Below are 20,696 nucleotides of genomic sequence, written 5' to 3' on the forward strand. Positions count from 1 at the left end.
TTATCTGCCAAAGATCCGATGTTCTCCGTTCTCAAAATAGTATAAAATTAGCCTGCTATATTTGTTGGAACCGGCGGGGCAAAAAACCGGTAACAGACTTGAAAGTACGTATGAAGTGGCTCTGGTCGAAGAATCCGCAGCTATAAGCGATGTCGGTAAGCGATGCTTCCTGCGTATGCACCATCACCATGGCCCGGTCTATTTTTATCTTGCGCATATATTCTCCCAGCGAACAGTTAAAATAAACTGGGAAATACCGCGAAATAGTCACCGGGTGTATACCCAGGATAACAGACATCTCCTGCAGCGACAATGTTTCATTCCAGCGGTCGTTCAACAACATTTTCAATTGCAATACCCAGGGCGGCGTTTCAGTTTTACGCACCAGCGGCGCGGTAAACCCGGGCAATAACAGGGATGGAATGAGCGCCGCATCTCCCAGCTTACACGCCTGATACGCCTTTAGCACCGCATACTTCATTTGCTCCAGTTGCTCCGGAAAACGGTTAACCGCGCTGAATGATAACCCATAATGGGTTAAAAAGCTATCAGGTATCTCCAGGTTGATGTTAACGGAAGGACACTGGGTATGGCTGTTTTTATGCGACTCCCCGCTATGATAAAACAACACCTGCCCGGCCAGCACCTCTTTCTCCTTAATGGAACGATGCTCTACATTCCCTCCTTTTACTACTACCGTTAAATGATGATGCTCATGACAGTGCCAACCCTGGTATGCAGGAGGCCGCCTGTAAACAGCCTTGCTTACTATCACGCCCTCCTGGTGAAACACCCCGTCCGCTTCTCCTAAAAACACCCCCGCTTCCAGTTTCCGCATAAACCTATTTTTTTATTGCGTTGCTGATCATATAACGCCACACAGGCACAAATTCATTACTCAGCGTGGAGCCATGCGTATCTTTACGATCTATATCGGTCACCAGTATCTGCCGTTTACCCGCCACCGTTACACCAGGATACACCATCATGGTATCTGCGGCCGCGGGCCGAATAACTGCCGCCACATCCTGCGCCTGGAAGTCGAACACATAGGGATCGCGTACATGCAGGAAAGCATAATACCTCCCTACCGGCGTCAATCCACGTTCCCATTGCCAGCCAGCCGGCCGGTGAAATTGCTGCAGGTAATCCTGCGGTCCGGAAAACAGCAATACACCCCCCATCCGGAAATGCTTACCCATGAAAGCAGCATGACCGGCGCCCTGTGAATGTCCTGCGACAATGATCTTATCCCAGGCTGGCGCCCCTTGTTTTAAAAACGTTTTCCAACCGGCATCCTTCTCCGCAAGATATTTCAACAGCGCTGTCACGCGGTGCACAATACTATTTATTGAATCTACCACTACCTTATCACTCACGGGTGTTCCAAACATAATTTCCTCTCTGAAATGATCAAAGCAGGTACTATCCTCGCTCTTGGAACAAACGGTAGTGATCACATTATTCATATAATCCAGGCTGATCACATAATATCCCATGGCGGCGAAACAGCTGTCGAAAGAACGCATATGTATCGCAGCCCCACCGGTACCAGGGATCATCAGTAGCAGCCGATGCTGATTAATACCTGCCGCAGGCTGCACCGCCATATGAGGAGAGTGAATGGTTTGTATACCCGCCTGCGTAGCTGCAGGATCTATCAATTGTACTTTTATCTGCCCATAAGCTGTAGCAGCCAGCAACCAGGCTGCGAAAAGAAGAGCAGTGGCTTTAGATATTCTCATAACAAACATAACAGGATTTGGTGTCAAGATACACCTTTTGCATCGCTTTCAGCAACGTGAAGTGATATGCGGCGCAACTATCGGATCAGCGTCACTGCACCCTTTACCAGCTGTGTACTGCCATCCATAAACTCCACAGTAGCATAATAAACGTAAGCGCCCATCACTGCCGGTTTATCGTTGATCATGCCGTTCCAACCATAGCTCCGGTCGTTGGCCGGCGTGTTATGCGCTTCAAATACTTTATTGCCTGACCGGTTGTAGATATAAAAATCCCGGATCAGCTTAATATCCCAGCTGCCTATCACATAAAACCAATCATTCTGCCCATCCCCATTGGGCGTAAAAGCATTGGGCATAGTAATGCCCGTATTGGTGAATGTTTTGATATACACGGATGCCGTATCTGTACAATAATATCGGTTAGCAGCCATCACGGTATAACGCATAGATGATAATGCTGACGCCACAGGCGCTACGCAATTGCTGCACGACAAGCCCATGGCCGGCGTCCAGGCGTAAGAAACTGCCGGGCCTCCTTCTACAATGGCCAGTAACCCGGTAGCCGCCGGCCGGGGAAGCTCAATCAACGTACGGTCCATGGTTACCGAAAATGGCGTGTAACCTATATTCGCCTGGTTATTGGCATAATTTGTTTCTTCCATCACATAATTTGCCGATTGCCTGTTTACAACCGCCGTGATATCCCTCCCCTGTGGCGAGGCCACCACCGTGGTAAATTCCCTGCAAACGCCATCTGTCACGGGCGTATAAAACAAAGGCAGTAATACGCGGGTGCGCTCGCTCGCCGGATCTCCATCATAAAAAGATATCGGCAATTTTGCCGGTATACTATCGTAACCATTATCTGTGCATATCTTAAACTTTACGAGCATATGCTGGTTGTCATAACAGTCGGTCTGCAACAGGTCTACCGTAAAGTCCGGCGGAAAAATGTGCACATATTGCCGATCCCGGATCGTGCAGCCGTACCGGTTAGTCAGCTGCACACCTACAAAAGCGCTGTCTTTCATTACTGCCTGGGGAGTAGCACAGGTATAACAACTCAGCGTATAAGCATCATCGTTCTGCCATAAAATATCCCTGGGCGTAAAGGCGGCTACCTGGTAACGAAGCGGAAATATCGCTTTCCGCATCACCGTGGTATCTTGTGGAAAGATCGATACGGCAGGCCGCTGGTATTGCCATTGCATGGTGTTATTCTGATAATTGGCTTCATTCAGTCCCGTTTCCGGCACCTGTGGCCGGGTATCCATATTCACGATGGCATATACATTACCGGTAGACGTGCCCCTGATATCACTGCCATAATCTTCGCAGACGCCTGTGCTGGCGACAGGTGTAATAAACCCATTACCCAGCACGTTTGCGGCAGGATCTCCCGGGGTCCTGTCGTAAAACGACACCGTTAGCTGCGCCGGGATATTACCTTTCTTATAAGCATTACAAAGGGAGAAAGTGACATGCAAACTGTCGCCATGGGAACAATCTACACTTTTCACCTGCACGGTATAATCATCTACCACCGGGATATGCAGGGTGGCAATGGCACTATCGTAACAAGCATATTGTGAATAGGCCAGCACCTTGTCTGTAGTCACAGTATCTTTCCGGTAAGGCGCCGTGAAAGTAGGTGTAACACAATTAGTACAGCTGAGATAGTTGCCCGTCCAGCTGGCACTTTGGAGGGTCCCATTCACACCTTTGGGCGTTAACACCACCTGTTGTTCGGGTGTCAGTGTAAAATCTGCCGGATCCAGGACCACCCTGAACTTAAACCCTTTCTTTATCGCAATATTATTACCATAGTTGGTTTCCACGAGGCTGGTATTGGGGAGAAGTAATGGCAAAGTAGTACCATTATCGTTCAGCACTACGCTTAGCGTATCTATTCCCGCCCTGCCCGCATCTACAATAGTAGATAACAAGGGTGTGGAGCATTTACCGGGGAGATCGGATGGCAGCGGCCACACAGCGCCAACCTTCTTAGTACCGGGCTTTCGGGGATCGCCATCGTAAAAGGATACCGGCGTACCTTTGGGGATGGTATCGTAACCAAAATTATGGAAGTATAAAGTAACTTTTATTTTGGTTTGCTGATAACATTCTACTTTAGTCACATATACGGCGCCATCAGGCGTAGGATCATCTACAATGATCTGTACAGCATTGGAAGTATCAAAACAATGTCCGTCAGTAGCGGCTAAACGAACATGGTAATTGCCAGGTGTTTTGAAAACGTATGTTAGCTGTTCAACCGTGCTGATTTCCTGTTCTGCCATGCCCTTGTCGTTGCTCATCAGCCAGCTCCAGCTGGTAGCGTTGCGCGACCGGTTATGAAACAACACGCTGTCCAGCGAAAAGCCGTCTTTAGAAGCAATCTTTCGCTTACTGGGCCAGAAACGGGCAACCACGCCGCAACTTACCTGTATCACATCATTGGAGGTGGCAAAGCAACCGCTCACGGTATTGGTTACACGCAATATGATTTCATAATTCTTTTTTTGTGTTACGGTAAGCTGTAAAGTGGGGGCATTTCCCTGTGCCACGCCATCTACCAGCCACTGATAGGCATTCCCACCCGTACCGGTGCTGGTAAAGGTTACCTTATCGCCTACTACAGGGTATTCAATATCGCGGGTAAAAGCAGCGGCGATGTTATCTGTGCAGGGATCGTTGCAGACTGTGCTGGCCAGCATCCCGGTGAGTGCCACGGCAATAAAGTCGTGCATTCGCTGGGCTTGCCCGGCCGTAAATGATAACACACATCCGGTACCCTGGCCATAGTCCATGAAATTATCGGGTAAGTCGGGCACATCGGTAGTAAACCCAGATAAGGTATCGGTACTACAGGAGTTCTGCGGAGCAGAACAGGCATATCCGCCGGTAATTGTTCTTTCGGGTGGCGTATCACACACTTTATCTCCATCTACCAAACAATCGTCGTTCTTACAGTCCCTGTTGGCAAAAGTATGCAGCAGGCTCAGGTAGTGTCCCATTTCATGCGCTAATACACCTACGCCTAGCCCTGCCACCACAATATCGCCACCGGCGCTGGCATAGCCGCCCATTTTAAGACGGGTCCAGACACCGCAGTTGAAGTCCTGCATATACTCCGACTTGATATCGGTAACTACCCATATATTGATGTAACGGCTGCCGTCCCACTTACCCAATGCAGTAAGATCGCTGCCTTCCATTTCGTTGTCAAAATCAGATAAATAGGAATGTGTCCGTACAATGCCACTGGTTTTGCCACCATCGGGGGCTGTTTTAGCCAGGCAAAACTGGATCTTGGTATCGGTACGGGCGCCGGTGAACGCGCCGGTGGCAGCATAGGCGTCATTTAGTTCCTTGAGCGCCGCTATCACCGCCGCATCCGGAAATGCCGCCGGATCTTCGTTGATAATATGAAAAACTACCGGTAATACTACCGGAGTAAAAGACGCCACCGATCCTGGGGTGGTAATGTATTGGCGCTTCAGGATAGCATTGTTTATCGCCTGCTCCCGTGCCAGGTAAGAGGCATCCTTCCGCCATCGTTCCTGTAGGGCGTCGGCGCCGCAAGGACGTATGTTCACTGGCATTCCTTCCTGTGCCCATGCAACCACAGGAAATAAGAGGCATAGCAATAACAGTGCATGCAGACTTTTCAAAAGTGGCAAGTGCATTTAACGACAGATGTATTAAAGTGTGGCAAATATATGATCATTTTTATTAATCAATAAAAATATCGTGCCGTACCTTTTGAAAAAACAGGAGAAATAAGCTGACAATGGAATCACTATCTTTATCGACGCATATAACGCCACTTTCTAATGACATTCCCTGCTATTTATACCGACAGCACCGGCACCGTACACACACAATTTACCAGCGATGGTGAAATGCTCCGCGTCCCCATCCGGGATATCAATTTTACCGGCCGCAACTTCGACGGCCTGGAAAAAGACGATCCGGCACAGCTGCCGCCAGGCATTACGCTCGATCCGTTTCAATGCGTCACCAACTGCACCTTTCAGATAACCATCCCTATTAAGATGCGCATAGCCCAGGCTACGGCTACAGCAGCATTGACTGTCAAGCTGCTTCTCCGCAGCGGTATACAAGCCCGCTACGACCAATGCAGCCTGACCATCAATGCCCTAAATACTTATACGCTTCGGGATGGTGGTGGAGAATTTACAATGGAAGGAATATTATCTCAACTACAAAAACTACTGCCGGAAGACACTGCTTTTCAGTACTGTTACTATTGCGCTTTTTCCCATTATCATCCGTTAGGAAACGACACTTTCGGCGGCATGAATTGTTACCGGCATTTAAAAAAAGAAATTCTCCGGGTAAACAATAAACATGACCTCATGGACCTTGCCGAACAACACCGGCATAAAATTTCTAATACCCAGGAAACCTGGCACTGCAACGAGTTTACGGAGGCAACGCCAAACGTCTGGAGATACATATAAACATGCCGGTAACCAACTTACACTTTTAGACATTCTACAGACAATTCCGCCGCACACCCCTCATTTTTTCAGCCTACCTTTGCGCTGCATTTTATAAAACCGTATCGCCTTGGCCAACGAACTTTCCCGCGCAAAATATATTTCTCTTATTCTTATACTGGGCGCCCTAACAGCACTAGGTCCCTTTTCTATCGACATGTACCTGCCAGGCTTTCCCGCCATAGGAAAAGACCTGGGCGTAGACCCTGCAAGAGTAGCGCTGTCTCTTTCCAGCTTTTTCATTGGGATATCTGCCGGGCAATTGCTGTATGGGCCGCTGCTCGATCGCTTTGGCAGAAAGAAACCACTCTGCATCGGCCTCGCTTTGTACATCATTTCCTCTATTGGTTGTATGTATGCCACTTCGCTCAACAGCCTGATCATCCTTCGCTTTATCCAGGCTATAGGCAGCTGCGCAGCGGCTGTGGCAGCGGTAGCCATGGTGCGAGACCTGTTTCCCGTGAGTGAAAATGCCAAAGTATTTGCCCTGCTAATGCTGGTAGTAGGCACTTCCCCCATGATTGCCCCTACCGCCGGTAGTTATATAACCAGCGCTTTCAGCTGGCATACGGTATTCCTGGTGCTGGGACTGATGGGCGCATTGATGCTGATAGCCAGTTTACGCTGGTTGCCCGACAGCTACAAACCGGATACTACCCTATCGCTCAAACCCCGACCTATCATCAATAATTTCCTGGCAGTTGTCGGTGAACCACAATTTTATACTTATGCCTTTGCCGGCGCCATAGCCTTCTCCGGCCTCTTCGCCTATGTATCGGCCTCCCCGCAGGTGTTCATGGATATTTATAAAGTGAGTGACAAAACGTATGGATGGATCTTTGCCTTTCTTTCCATTGGATTGATTGGCTCCAGCCAGGTCAACAGCCAGCTGCTCAAACGCTTCAGCAGCCAGCAGATAGTACCCATAGCCCTGGTGGGACAAAGCATCACCGGACTTATTTTTATTATTTGTGCCTGGAATAATTGGCTGTCTCTTACAGGAACCATCACCCTGCTCTTTATATACCTGTGCTGCCTGGGTTGTATCAACCCTAATACTTCTGCCTTATCACTGGCCCCTTTCACCAGGAATGCCGGCAGCGCGTCTTCCCTGATGGGCGCCATTCAAATGGGCATCGGTGCGTTGGCTTCAACAATAGTGAGCTTGTTCAATACACATACCGCTACCCCCATGGCTGTCACCATGTGTGGCACTTCCCTCCTGGCACTACTGATTTTGCTGGTGTGCCGCAGGAATATTAAAACCGCCGTTGCTGCTACCAAAGAGGCCGTACCGGTACATTAACCGCTAATCGATTTGTATGGCAATTAGCGGGAAATCGTATCTTTATTATCTTCCAAAAATTTACGCCATGGCATACAATGAAAAACTGGCAGACCGCGTTCGCGAAATATTATCCGCCGCTACCAATAATATTGTTGAAAAGAAAATGTTCGGAGGCCTGTGCTTTATGGTCAACGATAAAATGTGTGTGGGTGTACGACCCGATAAAATGATGGTAAGAATAGATCCCGCTAAATCGGACAAAGTCCTGGAAGAGGCCAGCGGCGCGGAAGTAATGGTGCATGGCGGTAAAGAAATGAAAGGATTCATCTTCGTTAACGAAGATACCCTTCACACCAAAAAACAATTACAGCATTGGATTAAAATGGCATTAGAATTTAACGAAAAAGCGCCATCTTCCAGGAAAAAGTAAATCGAAAATGCGAATCAGCCCATAATTGCCTACTTTTTTTTCTATCTTTAAAGCCCTCCGGAATAATTGTAGCATCATTAGGAACCTGATTTTTTAACTGGCATTATTCGATTTGCTTATGAACACTTTCACGCTGATAACGGCATTAGTTACCATTAGTGCATTAATTTCCTATCTCAACAACCGGTTTATCAAACTACCCGGCACTATTGGTGTAATGGTAGTGGCTATCTCCTTATCGGTCCTCATTTCCCTGACCGGTAAAATATTCCCGGATGTATTTTCTTTTATCAAAGACGTTACCCACGGTATCGATTTTACAGGAACCCTGCTGGACATTATGTTAGGCTTCCTCCTCTTTGCCAGCGCCCTGCATTTCGATTTCAATAAACTAAAAGAACAACGCTACCCGGTGCTGGTACTTAGTACAATAGGCGTAGTAGGTTCTACTTTTATCTTTGGCTTCCTGCTGTATTGGACCACTGAGCTGATGCGGATCGATGTCCCGCTCGTGTATTGCCTGCTCTTTGGCGCATTGATTTCACCTACCGACCCGGTAGCAGTATTATCTATCCTGAAAAAATCAAAAGTGCCCGCATCCCTGGAAACGATTATCGGCGGCGAGTCGCTGCTCAACGATGGCACCGGTATCCTTCTTTTCGTCATTCTCAAAGAAGTAGCCGGCGCCACTGATCCGCATGTTACCTTCGGCCATGCGGCTGCCGTTTTTTCCCAGGAAGTATTCGGAGGCATACTACTCGGCGTCATCTCCGCTATTGTTGCCTACCGGACCATGAAACGGGTGGATGATTTCCAGATTATTGTCATGGTGTCGTTATCCATGGTGATGGTCATTTCTGTGCTGGGTGCTATGTTACATGTATCTATTCCTCTGGCGGCCGTTTCTGCAGGACTTATATTGGGCAACACTTCCCTGGGTACCAAACAGTCGGAAGATATGCAACGCTACTTTCATAACGTATGGAGCCTCATCGATGAGCTCCTGAACACGATCTTATTCGTAATGATTGGTCTGCAGATAGTAATTATGCCCTTCCTGCAAAATTATTGGTTTACCGGCCTGGTATCAACAATATTTATATTGATTGCCCGTGCAGCCAGTATTGTCGGGCCTTCCGCTATATTTAAACGCACACTGAAACTCAACTACAAGAGAATTACCATCCTGGTATGGGCAGGACTCCGTGGCGGCATTTCTGTCGCATTGGCGCTATCCTTACCGGAATCCCCCTATAAAGAACTTATTTTATCCGCCAGCTACTTCGTGGTGCTGTTCTCTATCATTGTACAGGGGCTCACGCTAAAGAGAGTGGTAGACCGCATGGCGTAAAAAGAAAGGGGCCGGTGTAATCATACCAGCCCCTTTCCTTTTATATACTATTGCTTACTTTATTTTGATATTTTCACTCAGCACAAAGTTGTCAGCACTCTTTCCTATATTCACTTTATACATCCCTTTATATAACTTCCACGCATGTTTTTGCAGGTCCCACTTCTGTAACTCGGTGACAGGTATTTCCAATTGCACTACTTCCTGTCCCCCTTGTTTCACCATCACTCTTTTAAACGCTTTCAGTTCTTTTACCGGCATCCGTTCTACGTCCGGGTAGCTGATATAGGCCTGTACTACCTCATCTCCAGCGCAAGTGCCGGTATTCCTTACTGCTACGGATATACGAATGACATCTTTGCTGCTATATTCCTTTGCAGGCGCCTGTTGCCAGGCATAGTCAAAGGTGGTATAGCTTAGTCCATAACCAAAAGGATATTCCGTTTTGCCTTTAAAATAGCGATAGGTGCGGTTCTTCATGCTATAGTCCTTATAGTCGGGCAGGTCTTGTAAGGATTGATAAAAAGTAACCGGTAAACGACCTGCCGGCGAATATTTTCCGAAGATGATATCAGCGAGTGCATTACCACCCTGCTCGCCGGGATACCAGGCCAGTATCACCGCATCGGCATAAGGGGCAATCGCTGATACGTCTACCGCACTGCCAGCTGTAATTACAGCTATAATGGGTTTTTTATGGGCTTCCCGCAACTTCTTCATAAACAGGACCTGCGAACGGGGTAAGCTCAGCGTGCTTTTATCTCCGCCGGAAGCCGACAGGAAGGCATCTCCTTCTTCTCCTTCCAGCAAAGGCGTTAACCCTATAACCGCTACGGTTACATCGCAGTTCTGGGAAGCCCAGATGCCGCCAAAATGCAGCGTATCGGTAAAGTCGCATCCCTGGTCGTACTGCATGGCCATACCAGGACCGGCAGCTTTGGCAAGACCGGCGGCAAACGTCACCATGTTACCGGATACGCCGTGGTAATTGCCCATCAACGCTTCCAGTGAAGCGGAGTTAGAACCGGCTACCAGCATAGATGCATATTTATCGGCTTTTAATGGTAGCACCCCATCATTCTTCAGCAGCACCATGCTCTCCCTGGCAGCCTGGCGGGCCAGTTGCGCATGCCAGCTGTTGTTAACACTATCAGCTCCAAACTGGCCATAAAGAGCAGATGGTGCTGCATCAAATAATCCCAGCTTCATACGGGTACGTAAACTGGCCGCCAGCGCGCTGTCTACATCCGCATTGGTTAACCATCCTTTTTGGATGGCCTTCATCACATCATCCTGTAAAATGTTGGCGCAGTCGAGGTTTACCCCAGCTTTAATAGCCGCAGCGGCCACTTCTTCACGGGTAGGTATCGCCTTATGCCTTAACCAGATATCGTCCAATGCCCAACAGTCGGTTACCACCTGGCCGCCAAATTTCCATTCATGCCGCAAAATATCCTGTAGCAAGGTATTACCGGTACAGCAAGGCTGACTGTTTACCCGGTTGTAAGCACACATAATCGATTCTACTTTCCCATCTACCAGTTTTTTGAAAGCATAGAGATAGGTTTCTCTCAGGTCTTTTTCATCGATAATCGCATTAAAACTGTGGCGGTCTGCTTCAGGACCGCTATGTACCGCGAAATGCTTGGCACAGGCAGCGGTTTTCAGCTGCCCGGGAATATCTCCCTGCAAACCTTGCACAAAAGCGCCGGCCATCGTGGCGGTCAGGTAAGGATCTTCGCCATAGGTTTCCTGCCCACGGCCCCAGCGGGGATCCCGGAAGATATTAATATTGGGCGTCCAGAAATTCAACCCCATATACTGTACATGCCGGTGTTCCTGTACGGCCAGGTTGTATTTGGCACGCGCTTCTGTAGCAATCGTATTCGCTACCTCTTTGGCTAAAGGGGCATTAAATGTAGCAGAAAGTCCTATGGCCTGCGGATACACCGTGGCTTCCCCGCCACGGGCAATGCCATGCAGGGCTTCATTCCACCAGTTGTACGCCGGGATCTGCAGCCGGTCTATAGCCGGTGTATTATACCCCAGCATCGAGATTTTCTCGGGCAGAGTCAGCGTATGCAACAAATCATTAACCCGCTCCTGTAAAGGAGCATCCGGCCTTTTGAATAGCGCAGGTTGTTGTGCGCCGGCCTTCAACACAAATAAAAATATGGCCGCATAAATAACAAGATACTGTTTCCTCAACATGCTAAAAAAGTGAATTTGAAAATGATATTGTTCCCTGCCCTGTCTGCAAGTTATCATATAAAAAACATAATCAGGATGCTCTGCCCCATCAGTTGTTTATTTTGTTTATTATCGTGTAATAATTAATAAAATAGTATAACCGGCACATATGAATAAATGGGAAAAAATAAGAGCCGACTACCCGGTAACCAGCAAATGCGTATACCTGTTCACCAATGGCGGAGGCCCTGTAAGCACGCCCTTTGTGCAACATGCCCACCGCCTGCTGACCGAATTGTCGGAAAAAGGACGGGAGGTAATGCCTGCCTGGGACAATAGCAGCAATGAAGTACGCAGCCTGGTTGCCCGAATGGTCCATGCGCAGCCACACGAAATCGCTTTTGTTATCAATACTGCGCATGCAATGACCATGCTCTATGGCATGTTCCCAAAAGACTATGAAATCATCACCATGCGGGATGAATTTCCTACCAGCTTCGTGGGATGGCTGCACAACGGCTTTACAATCCGCTTTGTCGACAGCAACGATATCGGCCACATCTCCCTGGAAGATATAGCGTCACAAATTACACCAGCTACCCGCATGCTCATTACCAGCCACGTAATGTTTAAAACCGGCTTCCGCCAGGACCTGAAAGCCATCGGGGAACTGTGCCGGCAACATAACATCATCCATATCGTAGACGCTACACAGTCGTTTGGCGTAAACCCGATAGATGTGCAGGAATATAACATCGACATCCTCATCTTCCATGGGTACAAATGGGTAACCGCGGGCTATGGTGCAGGCGCCATGTATGTATCACAAAAAATACTGGCGCAATATCCCCCTACCCTCATGAGCTGGTATAACGTGGAGTATGAAACATCAGATTTCCAGTCGGTGAAAGACTATAGCCACTTCACCCCCCGGAAAGACGCAGGAGTATTTGAACCCGGTACGCCGCCTTATATCAATATACAGCTGCTGGGACATGCGCTGCAATACCTGGAGCAAATAGGCATTGCTGATATTGATGATTACATACAATCACTGATCAGCTACCTGGCGCAACAGGCCGCTGCTCACAACATTCCACTGCTTACGGCTTATCCGGAAGCGCATCGTTCCGCTATCCAGCGATTGGATATCACGCCGGAACAGTATGCCCGCGCTGTGCAGCGTAATATTGTAGCACGGTATAAAAATAATCAGCTGACCGTAGCCCTGAATTTTTATAATAACCGGGAAGATATCGACCGCCTCCTGGAGGCTATCGCATAAAAAAACAGGGTGTGATCATCTCACACCCTGTTTATATTTAGAAATTAAAATTATCCGGATCCGGTCCTACCCGTTGTCCCCGGTCTAACGCAGCTATCTTTTGCACATCCTCCTCGCTGATAGAGAAATTAAAGAGATCAGCGTTGGAAATAATCCGGTCTCTGCGAACGCTTTTAGGAATCGTTACCACCCCTTTCTGTAAATCCCATCGTAGGATCAACTGCGCCACCGATACATCATATTTTACCGCCAACTCCTGCAGCAAAGGCACTTCAAAGGCTTTCCCCTGCATAAGAGGGCTCCAGGCCTCAAACTGGATCTGGTGCTGCTGGCAGAAATCCAGCAAACGTTGTTGTACCAGGTAAGGATGAAACTCCAGCTGGTTTACCATAGGCCTTACCTTAGCCGTTTGGAAAAGATCTTCCAGGTGATGTTGGAGGAAGTTGCTCACGCCAATGGCTTTAACTCTTCCTTCTGCATACAGCTGCTCCAGCGCACGCCAGGTTTCCTTATACTTCCCTTTTACCGGCCAGTGGACCAGGTACAGGTCCAGGTAGTCTGTCTTTAAACGCCCCAGGGAAGCATCAAATGCTTTCAGCGTGCTGTCATATCCCTGATCTGAATTCCATACTTTCGTGGTCAGGAAAATGTCTTTCCTGTTTACTACATGCTGTGCAATAGCCGCTCCTACCCCTTCTTCATTGCCGTAAATAGCGGCAGTATCTATATGCCGGTAACCGGCATCCAGGGCATAGGTTACCGCATCTACCACTTCCTTTCCTTCCTTCGTCTTAAAAACACCCAATCCCAGGTAAGGCATCTCAACACCATTGGACAGCCCCACTGTCCCGTTCAAATTCGTAATATCCATAAAACAATATTTTATCCAGTTATTTGAAACGCCGGTAAGGCATTTTTGTTCAAACGGAACGATAATTACCCATTCAACAACCGTCAAATTTACAACGGTTCACAGACGTATTACCGGTAAAAGTTAAAGATTTTTTTGTATAAAAATAAGAAGGCGGGCTTCGCTGGTTCCAACAAACGTCCCCTCATCTTTCTTCATCGATTTCGTAACTTTGTAAATGCACGCCTGTCACAGGCAAAGCAATGGATTAGTTTTTTTAATGAATTATTACTATCTTTGCGGAGCATTTTAAAAACGTATGAAACGTATACTCACATATCAGACAAGCAACTATTCAAATGTCGTTATCAGAGCGGTAATTGCAAGTACGCGCATTGTCTTAATTCAAGACGGGGAGGCAAATCCATCCCGGATATGAGAGGTTAATATATAATACTCCTGAATTTATTTCAAGAGGCCTCTTCATCCGAAGAGGCCTTTTTATTTGCTTCCCCTGCACCCCAAATATCATTAGCATTACTAACATTATTAATCATGAACAGCAACAGGAAATTTATTATTAAAGCAATTTTATCACTTACCTGTCGGTAATGCAGGGCTACCTGTTGCATGTTTGCAAAAGCCTCTCATTACCAGATGAGAGGCTTTTTTTTCTTCTTTTAAACAAGACTTTATGAAACGCTTAGCAGATTTCAGAAATATAGGTATCATGGCGCACGTAGATGCAGGTAAAACAACGCTCACCGAACGTATGCTTTACTTCACCGGCCTTACACATAAACTGGGTAATGTAGATGATGGAAATACCGTGATGGACACGGACCCACAGGAAGAAAAAAGAGGTATCACTATTTCATCTGCGGCCATTACTACTTACTGGAAATACAACGATAACACCTGGCAGGTCAATATTATTGATACGCCGGGGCACGTAGACTTTACAGCAGAGGTAGAACGCTCCCTGCGGGTGCTCGACAGCGCCATCGCCGTATTCTGCGCCCGCTCTGGCGTCCAGCCGCAATCGGAAACAGTATGGCATCAGGCTAATCACTACCAGATTCCCCGCATTGCGTTCATCAATAAAATGGACCGGCAGGGCGCCGATTTCCGACGCGTAGTACAGGATATACGGGAACGTCTTAACGCCAACGCCCTACCGGTACAAATACCTATCGGTGCAGAAGATGATTTTAGTGGTGTAATAGACCTGATCGCCATGAAGGCCCTGTTATGGACTACAGACGATGGTAAAACCTACGATACACGCGATATACCGGCTGCTTTGCTGGAAGACGCGCAGGCCGCACGCCGTTATCTGCTGGAAGAACTGTCGCTGTTGGATGAATCGTTGCTGAATAAATACGCCAGCGATCCCGCCAGCATCAGCGCCATAGACATACATCGTGCGTTGCGCAACGCTACCATTCGCCTGGAAGCGGTGCCGGTACTGGCAGGTGCCGCCTTTAAAAATAAAGGCATACAACCCCTGCTCGATGCCGTGGTTGCCTGGCTGCCTGCACCGTCAGACATCGGTGAAGTGAAAGCAACCAGTCCCGATACGGATAGCACGGTACCTATTACCGCCAGCGAACAATCGCCTTTAGCGGCACTGGCATTTAAAATCATTACCGACGATTTCGTAGGGAAGTTAACGTTGGTACGCGTATATGCCGGCGTGTTACGCAATGGCGACACGCTCTGGAATGGTCGTACCGGCCGCAATGTGCGGATCAGCCGCCTGATGCGCATCATGTCCGATAAATATGAAACGGTAAATGAAATAGGCGCCGGCGACATCGGCGCCGTAGTGGGACTGAAAGATGTGAAAACAGGCGACAGTCTCGCTGATCCGGATCATCCTGTATTGCTGGAGAAAATCAGTTTCCCCGAACCCATGATCGGTTATGCCATAGAAGCCAAATCCTCCAGGGATAACGACAAATTGGGTGAAGCGCTGAGCAGGCTGCTCGATGAAGATCCTACCCTCAGCGTAACAGTGGATAACGCTACCGGGCAAACGATTCTCAAAGGTATGGGCGAATTACACCTGGAAGTAGTGCTGGAAAAACTAGCTACACAATACCAGGTGCAGGTCAACAAAGGCCAGCCACAAATTGCGTACAAAGAAATATTCACCCAAGCAGTTACCCACCGCGAAATTTATAAAAAACAAAATGGCGGCTCCGGTAATTTTGCCAACATAGAATTTGAATTGTCGCCAAGAACAGATGATGAACCCGGACTGGAATTCATTAACGAGATAAAAGGTGGCGCCATACCAAAAGAATTCATTCCGGCTATCAGCAAAGGTTTCGAGTCAGCCATGCACAATGGCGCCCTGGCAGGTTACCCACTGAAGTCAATGCGTATACGCTTGCTGGATGGGGCGATTCACCCCACCGACTCGCATGCGCCTGACTTCGAACATGCGGCGGTTATCGGCTTCAAAAATGTGGCCACCCAGGCAGCTCCCCGCCTGCTGGAACCCTGGATGAAAGTAAACATTACCCTGCCGGAAGAATACACCGGCACCGTAACGGGCGATCTTAACAGGCGCCGCGGCCTGATTAAACAGATAGCTACGGATATGCAGGTACAAACCATCACCGCGATGGTTCCCCTGTCAGAGCTATTCGGTTATATCACCGCATTGCGTACCCTCACCTCTGGAAGGGCCACCGCGTCGCTTACGTTCGAAGAATACAAAGTGGTACCAGGAAACATCAGTCAACAGGTACTCGCTAAATAAAACTAATGGTGAAGGCCCACAAGCCTTCACCATTTTCATCTTTCACCAGTATATACAACTCATTTCAAAACAGGGGCGTCTGCCCTCACATCATGGTAAAATTGCTTTACCAGCCTGCTGTCCGGCAGCGAGTTCAATACGGTAATGTACCATTCGTCTCCTTTCTTCACCACCTTTCCTTTATAATATCCTACCGACATCAACTGAATCTGTCCGTTGGTTAAATCGGTCCATAAACAGCTCGCATACATACTTATTTTTACGGTATCGTTCATACCAGGCGTAAACTGCATATTGGTAATCATATGCCGCTGCTGATAATGCGAATTATGTACACTCAATAACAGGGAATCAATTTTGGCTGTCCAGTTCTGCTTACCCTTTAATTTTACCCCGTCTATTTCGCCGCGGATATTGTCATCCATATACGCTACACATTTGTTCAATTCTCCATTGTCGAAATTTTCACAAAAACCATAAATCACTTTTTCAATCTGGCGCTGATCCCTGTAATGAAAATCAGTACTGGCAGCAGATGCCGTGGAAATATTATTGGAGTCTGATAACGGTTTTTCTTTTGGAGATGAATTACAGGAAAGAAGGCCTGCTAAGCTGCCAACCAGGGCAGCAATCATTAGGGAGATTTTGAACATCTGTTAAATTTTATGATATAACAAAACAAATGCATAATAAGTTTTATTATATCATAAAATTCCTCCGCTATAACGGACACTTTTGGTGATAATCAATCAGTTCAATAGGCGTATTTTCCAGCTCAATACCCTTGTAATAAGCGGCTACCTCGTCTAGTGTAGCTTCTACTTCTTCAATCGTTTTGCCGGTTACCAAACGGGGACGAAACTGTTTGATATCCGGTAACCCTTTCAGGTAGTTGGCATAACAGCCCCGCATTTCGTTAATCCCCTGTACCGGCCCTTTCCACTCCACCGACAGGCGCAAATGCTTCTTGCTAACAGCAATTCGCTCTTCCAGTGTAGGTCCTGCCAGCAATTCGCCGGTTTTTACGTAATGCTTGATTTCCCGGAATAACCAGGGATACCCAATTACCGCACGGCCAATCATGATACCATCCACGCCATAGCGGTTTTTATACTCCACCGCTTTCTGGGGACTGTTGATATCTCCATTACCAAAAATAGGAATATGTATACGAGGGTTCTTCTTTACTTTACCAATCAGCTCCCAGTCGGCCTGCCCTTTATACATCTGGCTGCGGGTACGCCCATGTATTGCCAGGGCTTTTATTCCTACATCCTGCAGGCGTTCTGCCACTTCTTCTATATTCTTGGAATCCTCGTCCCAACCCAGTCTCGTTTTTACGGTTACCGGCAAGCGGGTAGCCTTCACACAAGCTTCCGTAAGCCTCACCATCAGGTCGAGATCCTTTAGCACACCGGCTCCTGCGCCCCGACCAGCGACTTTCTTCACCGGGCAACCAAAATTAATGTCCAGCAAATCGGGATTGGTAACATCTACAATTTTGGCAGCCATCGCCAGGCTGTCTTCATCACCTCCGAATATCTGGATTCCCACCGGCCGCTCATACTCAAAAATATCCAGCTTTTTCCGGCACTTAATGGCATCACGGATCAACCCCTCGCTGGAGATAAATTCCGTATACATCAGGTCGGCCCCTGCATCTTTACAGACAGCCCTGAACGGAGGATCACTTACATCCTCCATAGGCGCCAGCAGCAACGGAAAATCAGGCAGCGTTATATTATCAATCTTTACCAAAATCTGTTTTTTTCAGAGAAACCGCAAAGATAAACAAATATTGCCGAACCAATGGAGCGCCAGCATTCGTAAATTTTAACTACATTCCATTGGTATAATCTTTGGCCCCGCTCTCAAAAGCTCTCTGTATGCTGAAATTCGACGCTATTATTATCGGATCCGGTCAGGGTGGCAACCCGCTGGCAAGAAAACTGGCTAAGAAAGGATGGAAGACTGCCCTCATCGAACAACGATACCTGGGCGGCACCTGCATCAACGACGGATGTACACCCACCAAAGCGATGATAGCTTCGGCAAAGGTGGCAAACACCGTGTTTCACAGCAAATTCTGGGGCATCCATTCCCATGGACTCTCCGCCGACCTCCCCGCCATCATATCCAGGAAAAACAATATCGTGGAAGATTTCAGGGAAAGCACCCTGAAAGGTCTGCTCGATGATCAGGTAGAGGTATTCATGGGCGCCGCTGTATTTAGCGGTCCACATACCATACAGGTAACCGGCCATCAGGGCGAATCTGATGTCCTCAGCGCGGAGCATATCTTCATTAACACCGGCTCTCGTCCACACATCCCCGATATCCCAGGCCTCAAAGAAGTGCCTTATCTCACCTCCACGACCCTGCTGGAAGAAGTGGTCATTCCTAAAGACCTCCTCATTCTCGGTGGTAGTTACATTGCCCTGGAAATGGGACAACTCTTCCAGCGTTTAGGCAGCAACGTTACCGTTATTGAGTCAGCGCCCCAGCTGGTCAATAAGGAAGATCCGGATGTGGCGGCAGTGATAAAGAAGATGCTGGAATCTGAAAATATGCAGATATATACCGGTACCCAGGCTACCCGCATCAGCAGATCAGGCAAGTTGATCAACGTAGATATAGTGACAGGTACCACCCGGGAAATTCTAACGGGCACCCATATACTGGTAGCTACGGGGCGTACGCCTAATACCGCCGATCTGCAATTACAGCATACACAGGTGCTCCTGGACGAAAAAGGATTTATACAGGTAAACGATCGACTGGAAACCAGTGCCCCAGGCATCTATGCCCTGGGCGATGTAAAGGGAGGACCTGCCTTTACGCATATCTCCTACAATGATCACCTGGTTATCTATAAAAATCTGTTCGAAAACGCCAACTTATCCATACAAACCAGACAGGTACCATATTGCATGTTTACAGATCCGCAACTGGGGCGTATAGGCATGACCGAAACAGAAGCGATGAACAATAACATTCCCGTGAAGGTAGCGCACCTACCGATGGATAGGGTTGCCAGGGCCATTGAAACCGGGCAAACAAGAGGATTTATGAAAGCGCTGGTACATCCTCAAACCGACAAAATACTGGGTGTAACCATACTCGGACCCGAAGGCGGCGAAATCATGTCTATCCTGCAGATGGCCATGCTGGGCGACATTACAGCCTCCCAGATACGCGACATGGTATTTGCGCACCCCTTGTATGCAGAAGCGCTGAACAACCTGTTTATGTCCCTGGAAAAATAGGCGGCATATTGAGCAAATTTTTCCCCATCTTATCTATCGCCGATGATTAAACTGGATCATGTTTTCAAAAATTTTGGACCGCAAAAAAATGCCGTGAACGATCTTTCCCTGGAAGTTGCCGATGGAGAAACCCTCGTATTACTTGGCACCAGCGGATGCGGGAAAACAACCACCTTACGCATGATTAACCGCCTGCTCGAACCAGATAGCGGACACATCTATGTAAACGGTAAAGAAATCAGGCAGCTGGCTCCGGAAACACTCCGTCGCAATATCGGGTATGTACTGCAAAATACCGGGTTGTTTCCCCATTATACCGTCAGTGAAAATATAGCCATTGTTCCTTCTTTACTGCAATGGGATAAAGCCACCATTCAGCAACGGGTGATAACATTAATGGATAAACTTCACCTCCCTCCCGTTGAATATGCCGACGCCTGGCCCCAGCAGCTCAGCGGCGGGCAACAACAACGCGTAGGACTAGCCCGCGCCCTGGCGGCCAATCCGCCGGTGCTGCTGATGGATGAACCCTTCGGGGCCCTGGACCCGCTCACCCGTATCAGCGTACGAAGGGAATTCAAAGCCCTCGATGAACTCAGCAACCGGACCATTATTCTGGTCACCCACGATGTGGAAGAAGCGTTTGAGCTGGGCAGCCGCATTTGCCTGATGAACGAAGGAACGATCCAGCAACTGGGCACTCCGCTGGAACTCCTCCGGCGCCCGGCCAATGAATTTGTAGCCGCCTTCCTGGCTCCCCAACGCCTGCTGCTGGAATTAAAAACATTAAAAATAAAGGATCTCTGGCCCTGGCTTCCCCATCAGCACGGCCCCGGCCACACAACAGCCCTCAGCGCCGACCAAAACTGCTGGGAGGCCATGGAAGCCGTTATCTCCCAACCCGTATTGGTACAATACGCGCAAGAACAAAAAATACTGGATGGCAGCGGGCTAATGCAAGCCATTGCCGCCTGGAAAAACTGATACCACGA

General features: G+C 48.2%; 15 protein-coding genes. 8 read left to right on the plus strand and 7 right to left on the minus strand.

What is annotated here, in order from left to right:
• Nucleotides 1-55: 55 nt before the first annotated feature.
• The 3 genes from HGH90_RS03280 to HGH90_RS03290 form a co-directional block, all read right to left on the minus strand.
• Complete coding sequence (locus HGH90_RS03280) at nt 56-838, minus strand: helix-turn-helix domain-containing protein (protein ID WP_169190393.1); 783 nt, start codon at nt 836-838, stop codon at nt 56-58.
• A 4-nt stretch (nt 839-842) separates the two neighbouring features.
• On the minus strand, nt 843-1,745 hold the full coding sequence (locus tag HGH90_RS03285; RefSeq protein WP_169190394.1) for a BPSS1187 family protein: 903 nt from the start codon (nt 1,743-1,745) through the stop codon (nt 843-845).
• A gap of 77 nt (nt 1,746-1,822) precedes the next feature.
• Nucleotides 1,823-5,422: a M43 family zinc metalloprotease gene (locus HGH90_RS03290; RefSeq protein ID WP_168763579.1), complete on the minus strand. Its 3,600-nt coding sequence runs from the start codon at nt 5,420-5,422 to the stop codon at nt 1,823-1,825.
• 162 nt (nt 5,423-5,584) lie between these two features.
• Between HGH90_RS03290 and HGH90_RS03295 the strand changes: the two genes are divergently transcribed.
• The 4 genes from HGH90_RS03295 (at nt 5,585) to HGH90_RS03310 (ending at nt 9,343) form a co-directional block, all read left to right on the plus strand.
• Nucleotides 5,585-6,235: a DUF6304 family protein gene (locus HGH90_RS03295; RefSeq protein ID WP_169190395.1), complete on the plus strand. Its 651-nt coding sequence runs from the start codon at nt 5,585-5,587 to the stop codon at nt 6,233-6,235.
• Between the two features lie 109 nt (nt 6,236-6,344).
• On the plus strand, nt 6,345-7,580 hold the full coding sequence (locus tag HGH90_RS03300; protein WP_169190396.1) for a multidrug effflux MFS transporter: 1,236 nt from the start codon (nt 6,345-6,347) through the stop codon (nt 7,578-7,580).
• A gap of 67 nt (nt 7,581-7,647) precedes the next feature.
• Complete coding sequence (locus HGH90_RS03305) at nt 7,648-7,992, plus strand: TfoX/Sxy family protein (RefSeq protein ID WP_168763581.1); 345 nt, start codon at nt 7,648-7,650, stop codon at nt 7,990-7,992.
• Between the two features lie 118 nt (nt 7,993-8,110).
• Nucleotides 8,111-9,343 (plus strand): cation:proton antiporter, encoded by a 1,233-nt coding sequence (locus tag HGH90_RS03310; protein WP_168763582.1) that lies wholly within the window; start codon nt 8,111-8,113, stop codon nt 9,341-9,343.
• Between the two features lie 54 nt (nt 9,344-9,397).
• Here the strand turns inward: HGH90_RS03310 and HGH90_RS03315 are convergent, their stop codons facing one another.
• The gene (locus HGH90_RS03315; protein WP_168763583.1) at nt 9,398-11,554 is read right to left on the minus strand and encodes a glycoside hydrolase family 3 protein; all 2,157 of its coding nucleotides are present in this window, start codon (nt 11,552-11,554) and stop codon (nt 9,398-9,400) included.
• 148 nt (nt 11,555-11,702) lie between these two features.
• Between HGH90_RS03315 and HGH90_RS03320 the strand changes: the two genes are divergently transcribed.
• Entirely contained in the window at nt 11,703-12,818 is a 1,116-nt protein-coding gene (locus tag HGH90_RS03320) for an aminotransferase class V-fold PLP-dependent enzyme (RefSeq protein ID WP_169190397.1), read from the plus strand.
• 37 nt (nt 12,819-12,855) lie between these two features.
• On the opposite strand, the gene HGH90_RS03325 is transcribed toward HGH90_RS03320, so the two are convergent.
• Nucleotides 12,856-13,689, minus strand: coding sequence for an aldo/keto reductase (locus tag HGH90_RS03325; protein ID WP_169190398.1), 834 nt, complete (start codon nt 13,687-13,689; stop codon nt 12,856-12,858).
• A 673-nt stretch (nt 13,690-14,362) separates the two neighbouring features.
• On the opposite strand from HGH90_RS03325, the gene fusA reads away from it, so the two are divergent.
• Nucleotides 14,363-16,438 carry an elongation factor G gene (gene fusA / locus HGH90_RS03330; protein ID WP_169190399.1) on the plus strand — a complete coding sequence of 692 codons (2,076 nt, stop codon included), beginning with the start codon at nt 14,363-14,365 and terminating at the stop codon, nt 16,436-16,438.
• A 59-nt stretch (nt 16,439-16,497) separates the two neighbouring features.
• Here the strand turns inward: fusA and HGH90_RS03335 are convergent, their stop codons facing one another.
• Both HGH90_RS03335 and dusB read right to left on the minus strand, forming a co-directional pair.
• Nucleotides 16,498-17,091 (minus strand): nuclear transport factor 2 family protein, encoded by a 594-nt coding sequence (locus tag HGH90_RS03335; RefSeq protein WP_169190400.1) that lies wholly within the window; start codon nt 17,089-17,091, stop codon nt 16,498-16,500.
• A gap of 67 nt (nt 17,092-17,158) precedes the next feature.
• Nucleotides 17,159-18,196, minus strand: coding sequence for a tRNA dihydrouridine synthase DusB (gene dusB / locus HGH90_RS03340; protein ID WP_169190401.1), 1,038 nt, complete (start codon nt 18,194-18,196; stop codon nt 17,159-17,161).
• Nucleotides 18,197-18,324: 128 nt separating this feature from the next.
• On the opposite strand from dusB, the gene HGH90_RS03345 reads away from it, so the two are divergent.
• Both HGH90_RS03345 and HGH90_RS03350 read left to right on the plus strand, forming a co-directional pair.
• Complete coding sequence (locus HGH90_RS03345; protein WP_169190402.1) at nt 18,325-19,704, plus strand: mercuric reductase; 1,380 nt, start codon at nt 18,325-18,327, stop codon at nt 19,702-19,704.
• Nucleotides 19,705-19,746: 42 nt separating this feature from the next.
• A complete protein-coding gene (locus HGH90_RS03350; protein WP_168763590.1) occupies nt 19,747-20,688 on the plus strand; it encodes an ABC transporter ATP-binding protein in 942 nt (313 codons plus the stop codon).
• Nucleotides 20,689-20,696 lie beyond the last annotated feature (8 nt).

The organism is Chitinophaga sp. Ak27 (genome assembly GCF_012726295.1).
In the GTDB taxonomy this organism is placed as follows: Bacteria; Bacteroidota; Bacteroidia; order Chitinophagales; family Chitinophagaceae; genus Chitinophaga.

Bases quoted from the DNA above. Each gene is read 5' to 3' on its own strand.
- HGH90_RS03280 (WP_169190393.1), bottom strand. From the start codon at position 838: ATGCGGAAACTGGAAGCGGGGGTGTTTTTAGGAGAAGCGGACGGGGTG.
- HGH90_RS03285 (WP_169190394.1), bottom strand. From the start codon at position 1,745: ATGAGAATATCTAAAGCCACTGCTCTTCTTTTCGCAGCCTGGTTGCTG.
- HGH90_RS03295 (WP_169190395.1), top strand. From the start codon at position 5,585: ATGACATTCCCTGCTATTTATACCGACAGCACCGGCACCGTACACACA.
- HGH90_RS03305 (WP_168763581.1), top strand. From the start codon at position 7,648: ATGGCATACAATGAAAAACTGGCAGACCGCGTTCGCGAAATATTATCC.
- HGH90_RS03310 (WP_168763582.1), top strand. From the start codon at position 8,111: ATGAACACTTTCACGCTGATAACGGCATTAGTTACCATTAGTGCATTA.
- HGH90_RS03315 (WP_168763583.1), bottom strand. From the start codon at position 11,554: ATGTTGAGGAAACAGTATCTTGTTATTTATGCGGCCATATTTTTATTT.
- HGH90_RS03320 (WP_169190397.1), top strand. From the start codon at position 11,703: ATGAATAAATGGGAAAAAATAAGAGCCGACTACCCGGTAACCAGCAAA.
- HGH90_RS03325 (WP_169190398.1), bottom strand. From the start codon at position 13,689: ATGGATATTACGAATTTGAACGGGACAGTGGGGCTGTCCAATGGTGTT.
- fusA (WP_169190399.1), top strand. From the start codon at position 14,363: ATGAAACGCTTAGCAGATTTCAGAAATATAGGTATCATGGCGCACGTA.
- HGH90_RS03335 (WP_169190400.1), bottom strand. From the start codon at position 17,091: ATGTTCAAAATCTCCCTAATGATTGCTGCCCTGGTTGGCAGCTTAGCA.
- HGH90_RS03345 (WP_169190402.1), top strand. From the start codon at position 18,325: ATGCTGAAATTCGACGCTATTATTATCGGATCCGGTCAGGGTGGCAAC.
- HGH90_RS03350 (WP_168763590.1), top strand. From the start codon at position 19,747: ATGATTAAACTGGATCATGTTTTCAAAAATTTTGGACCGCAAAAAAAT.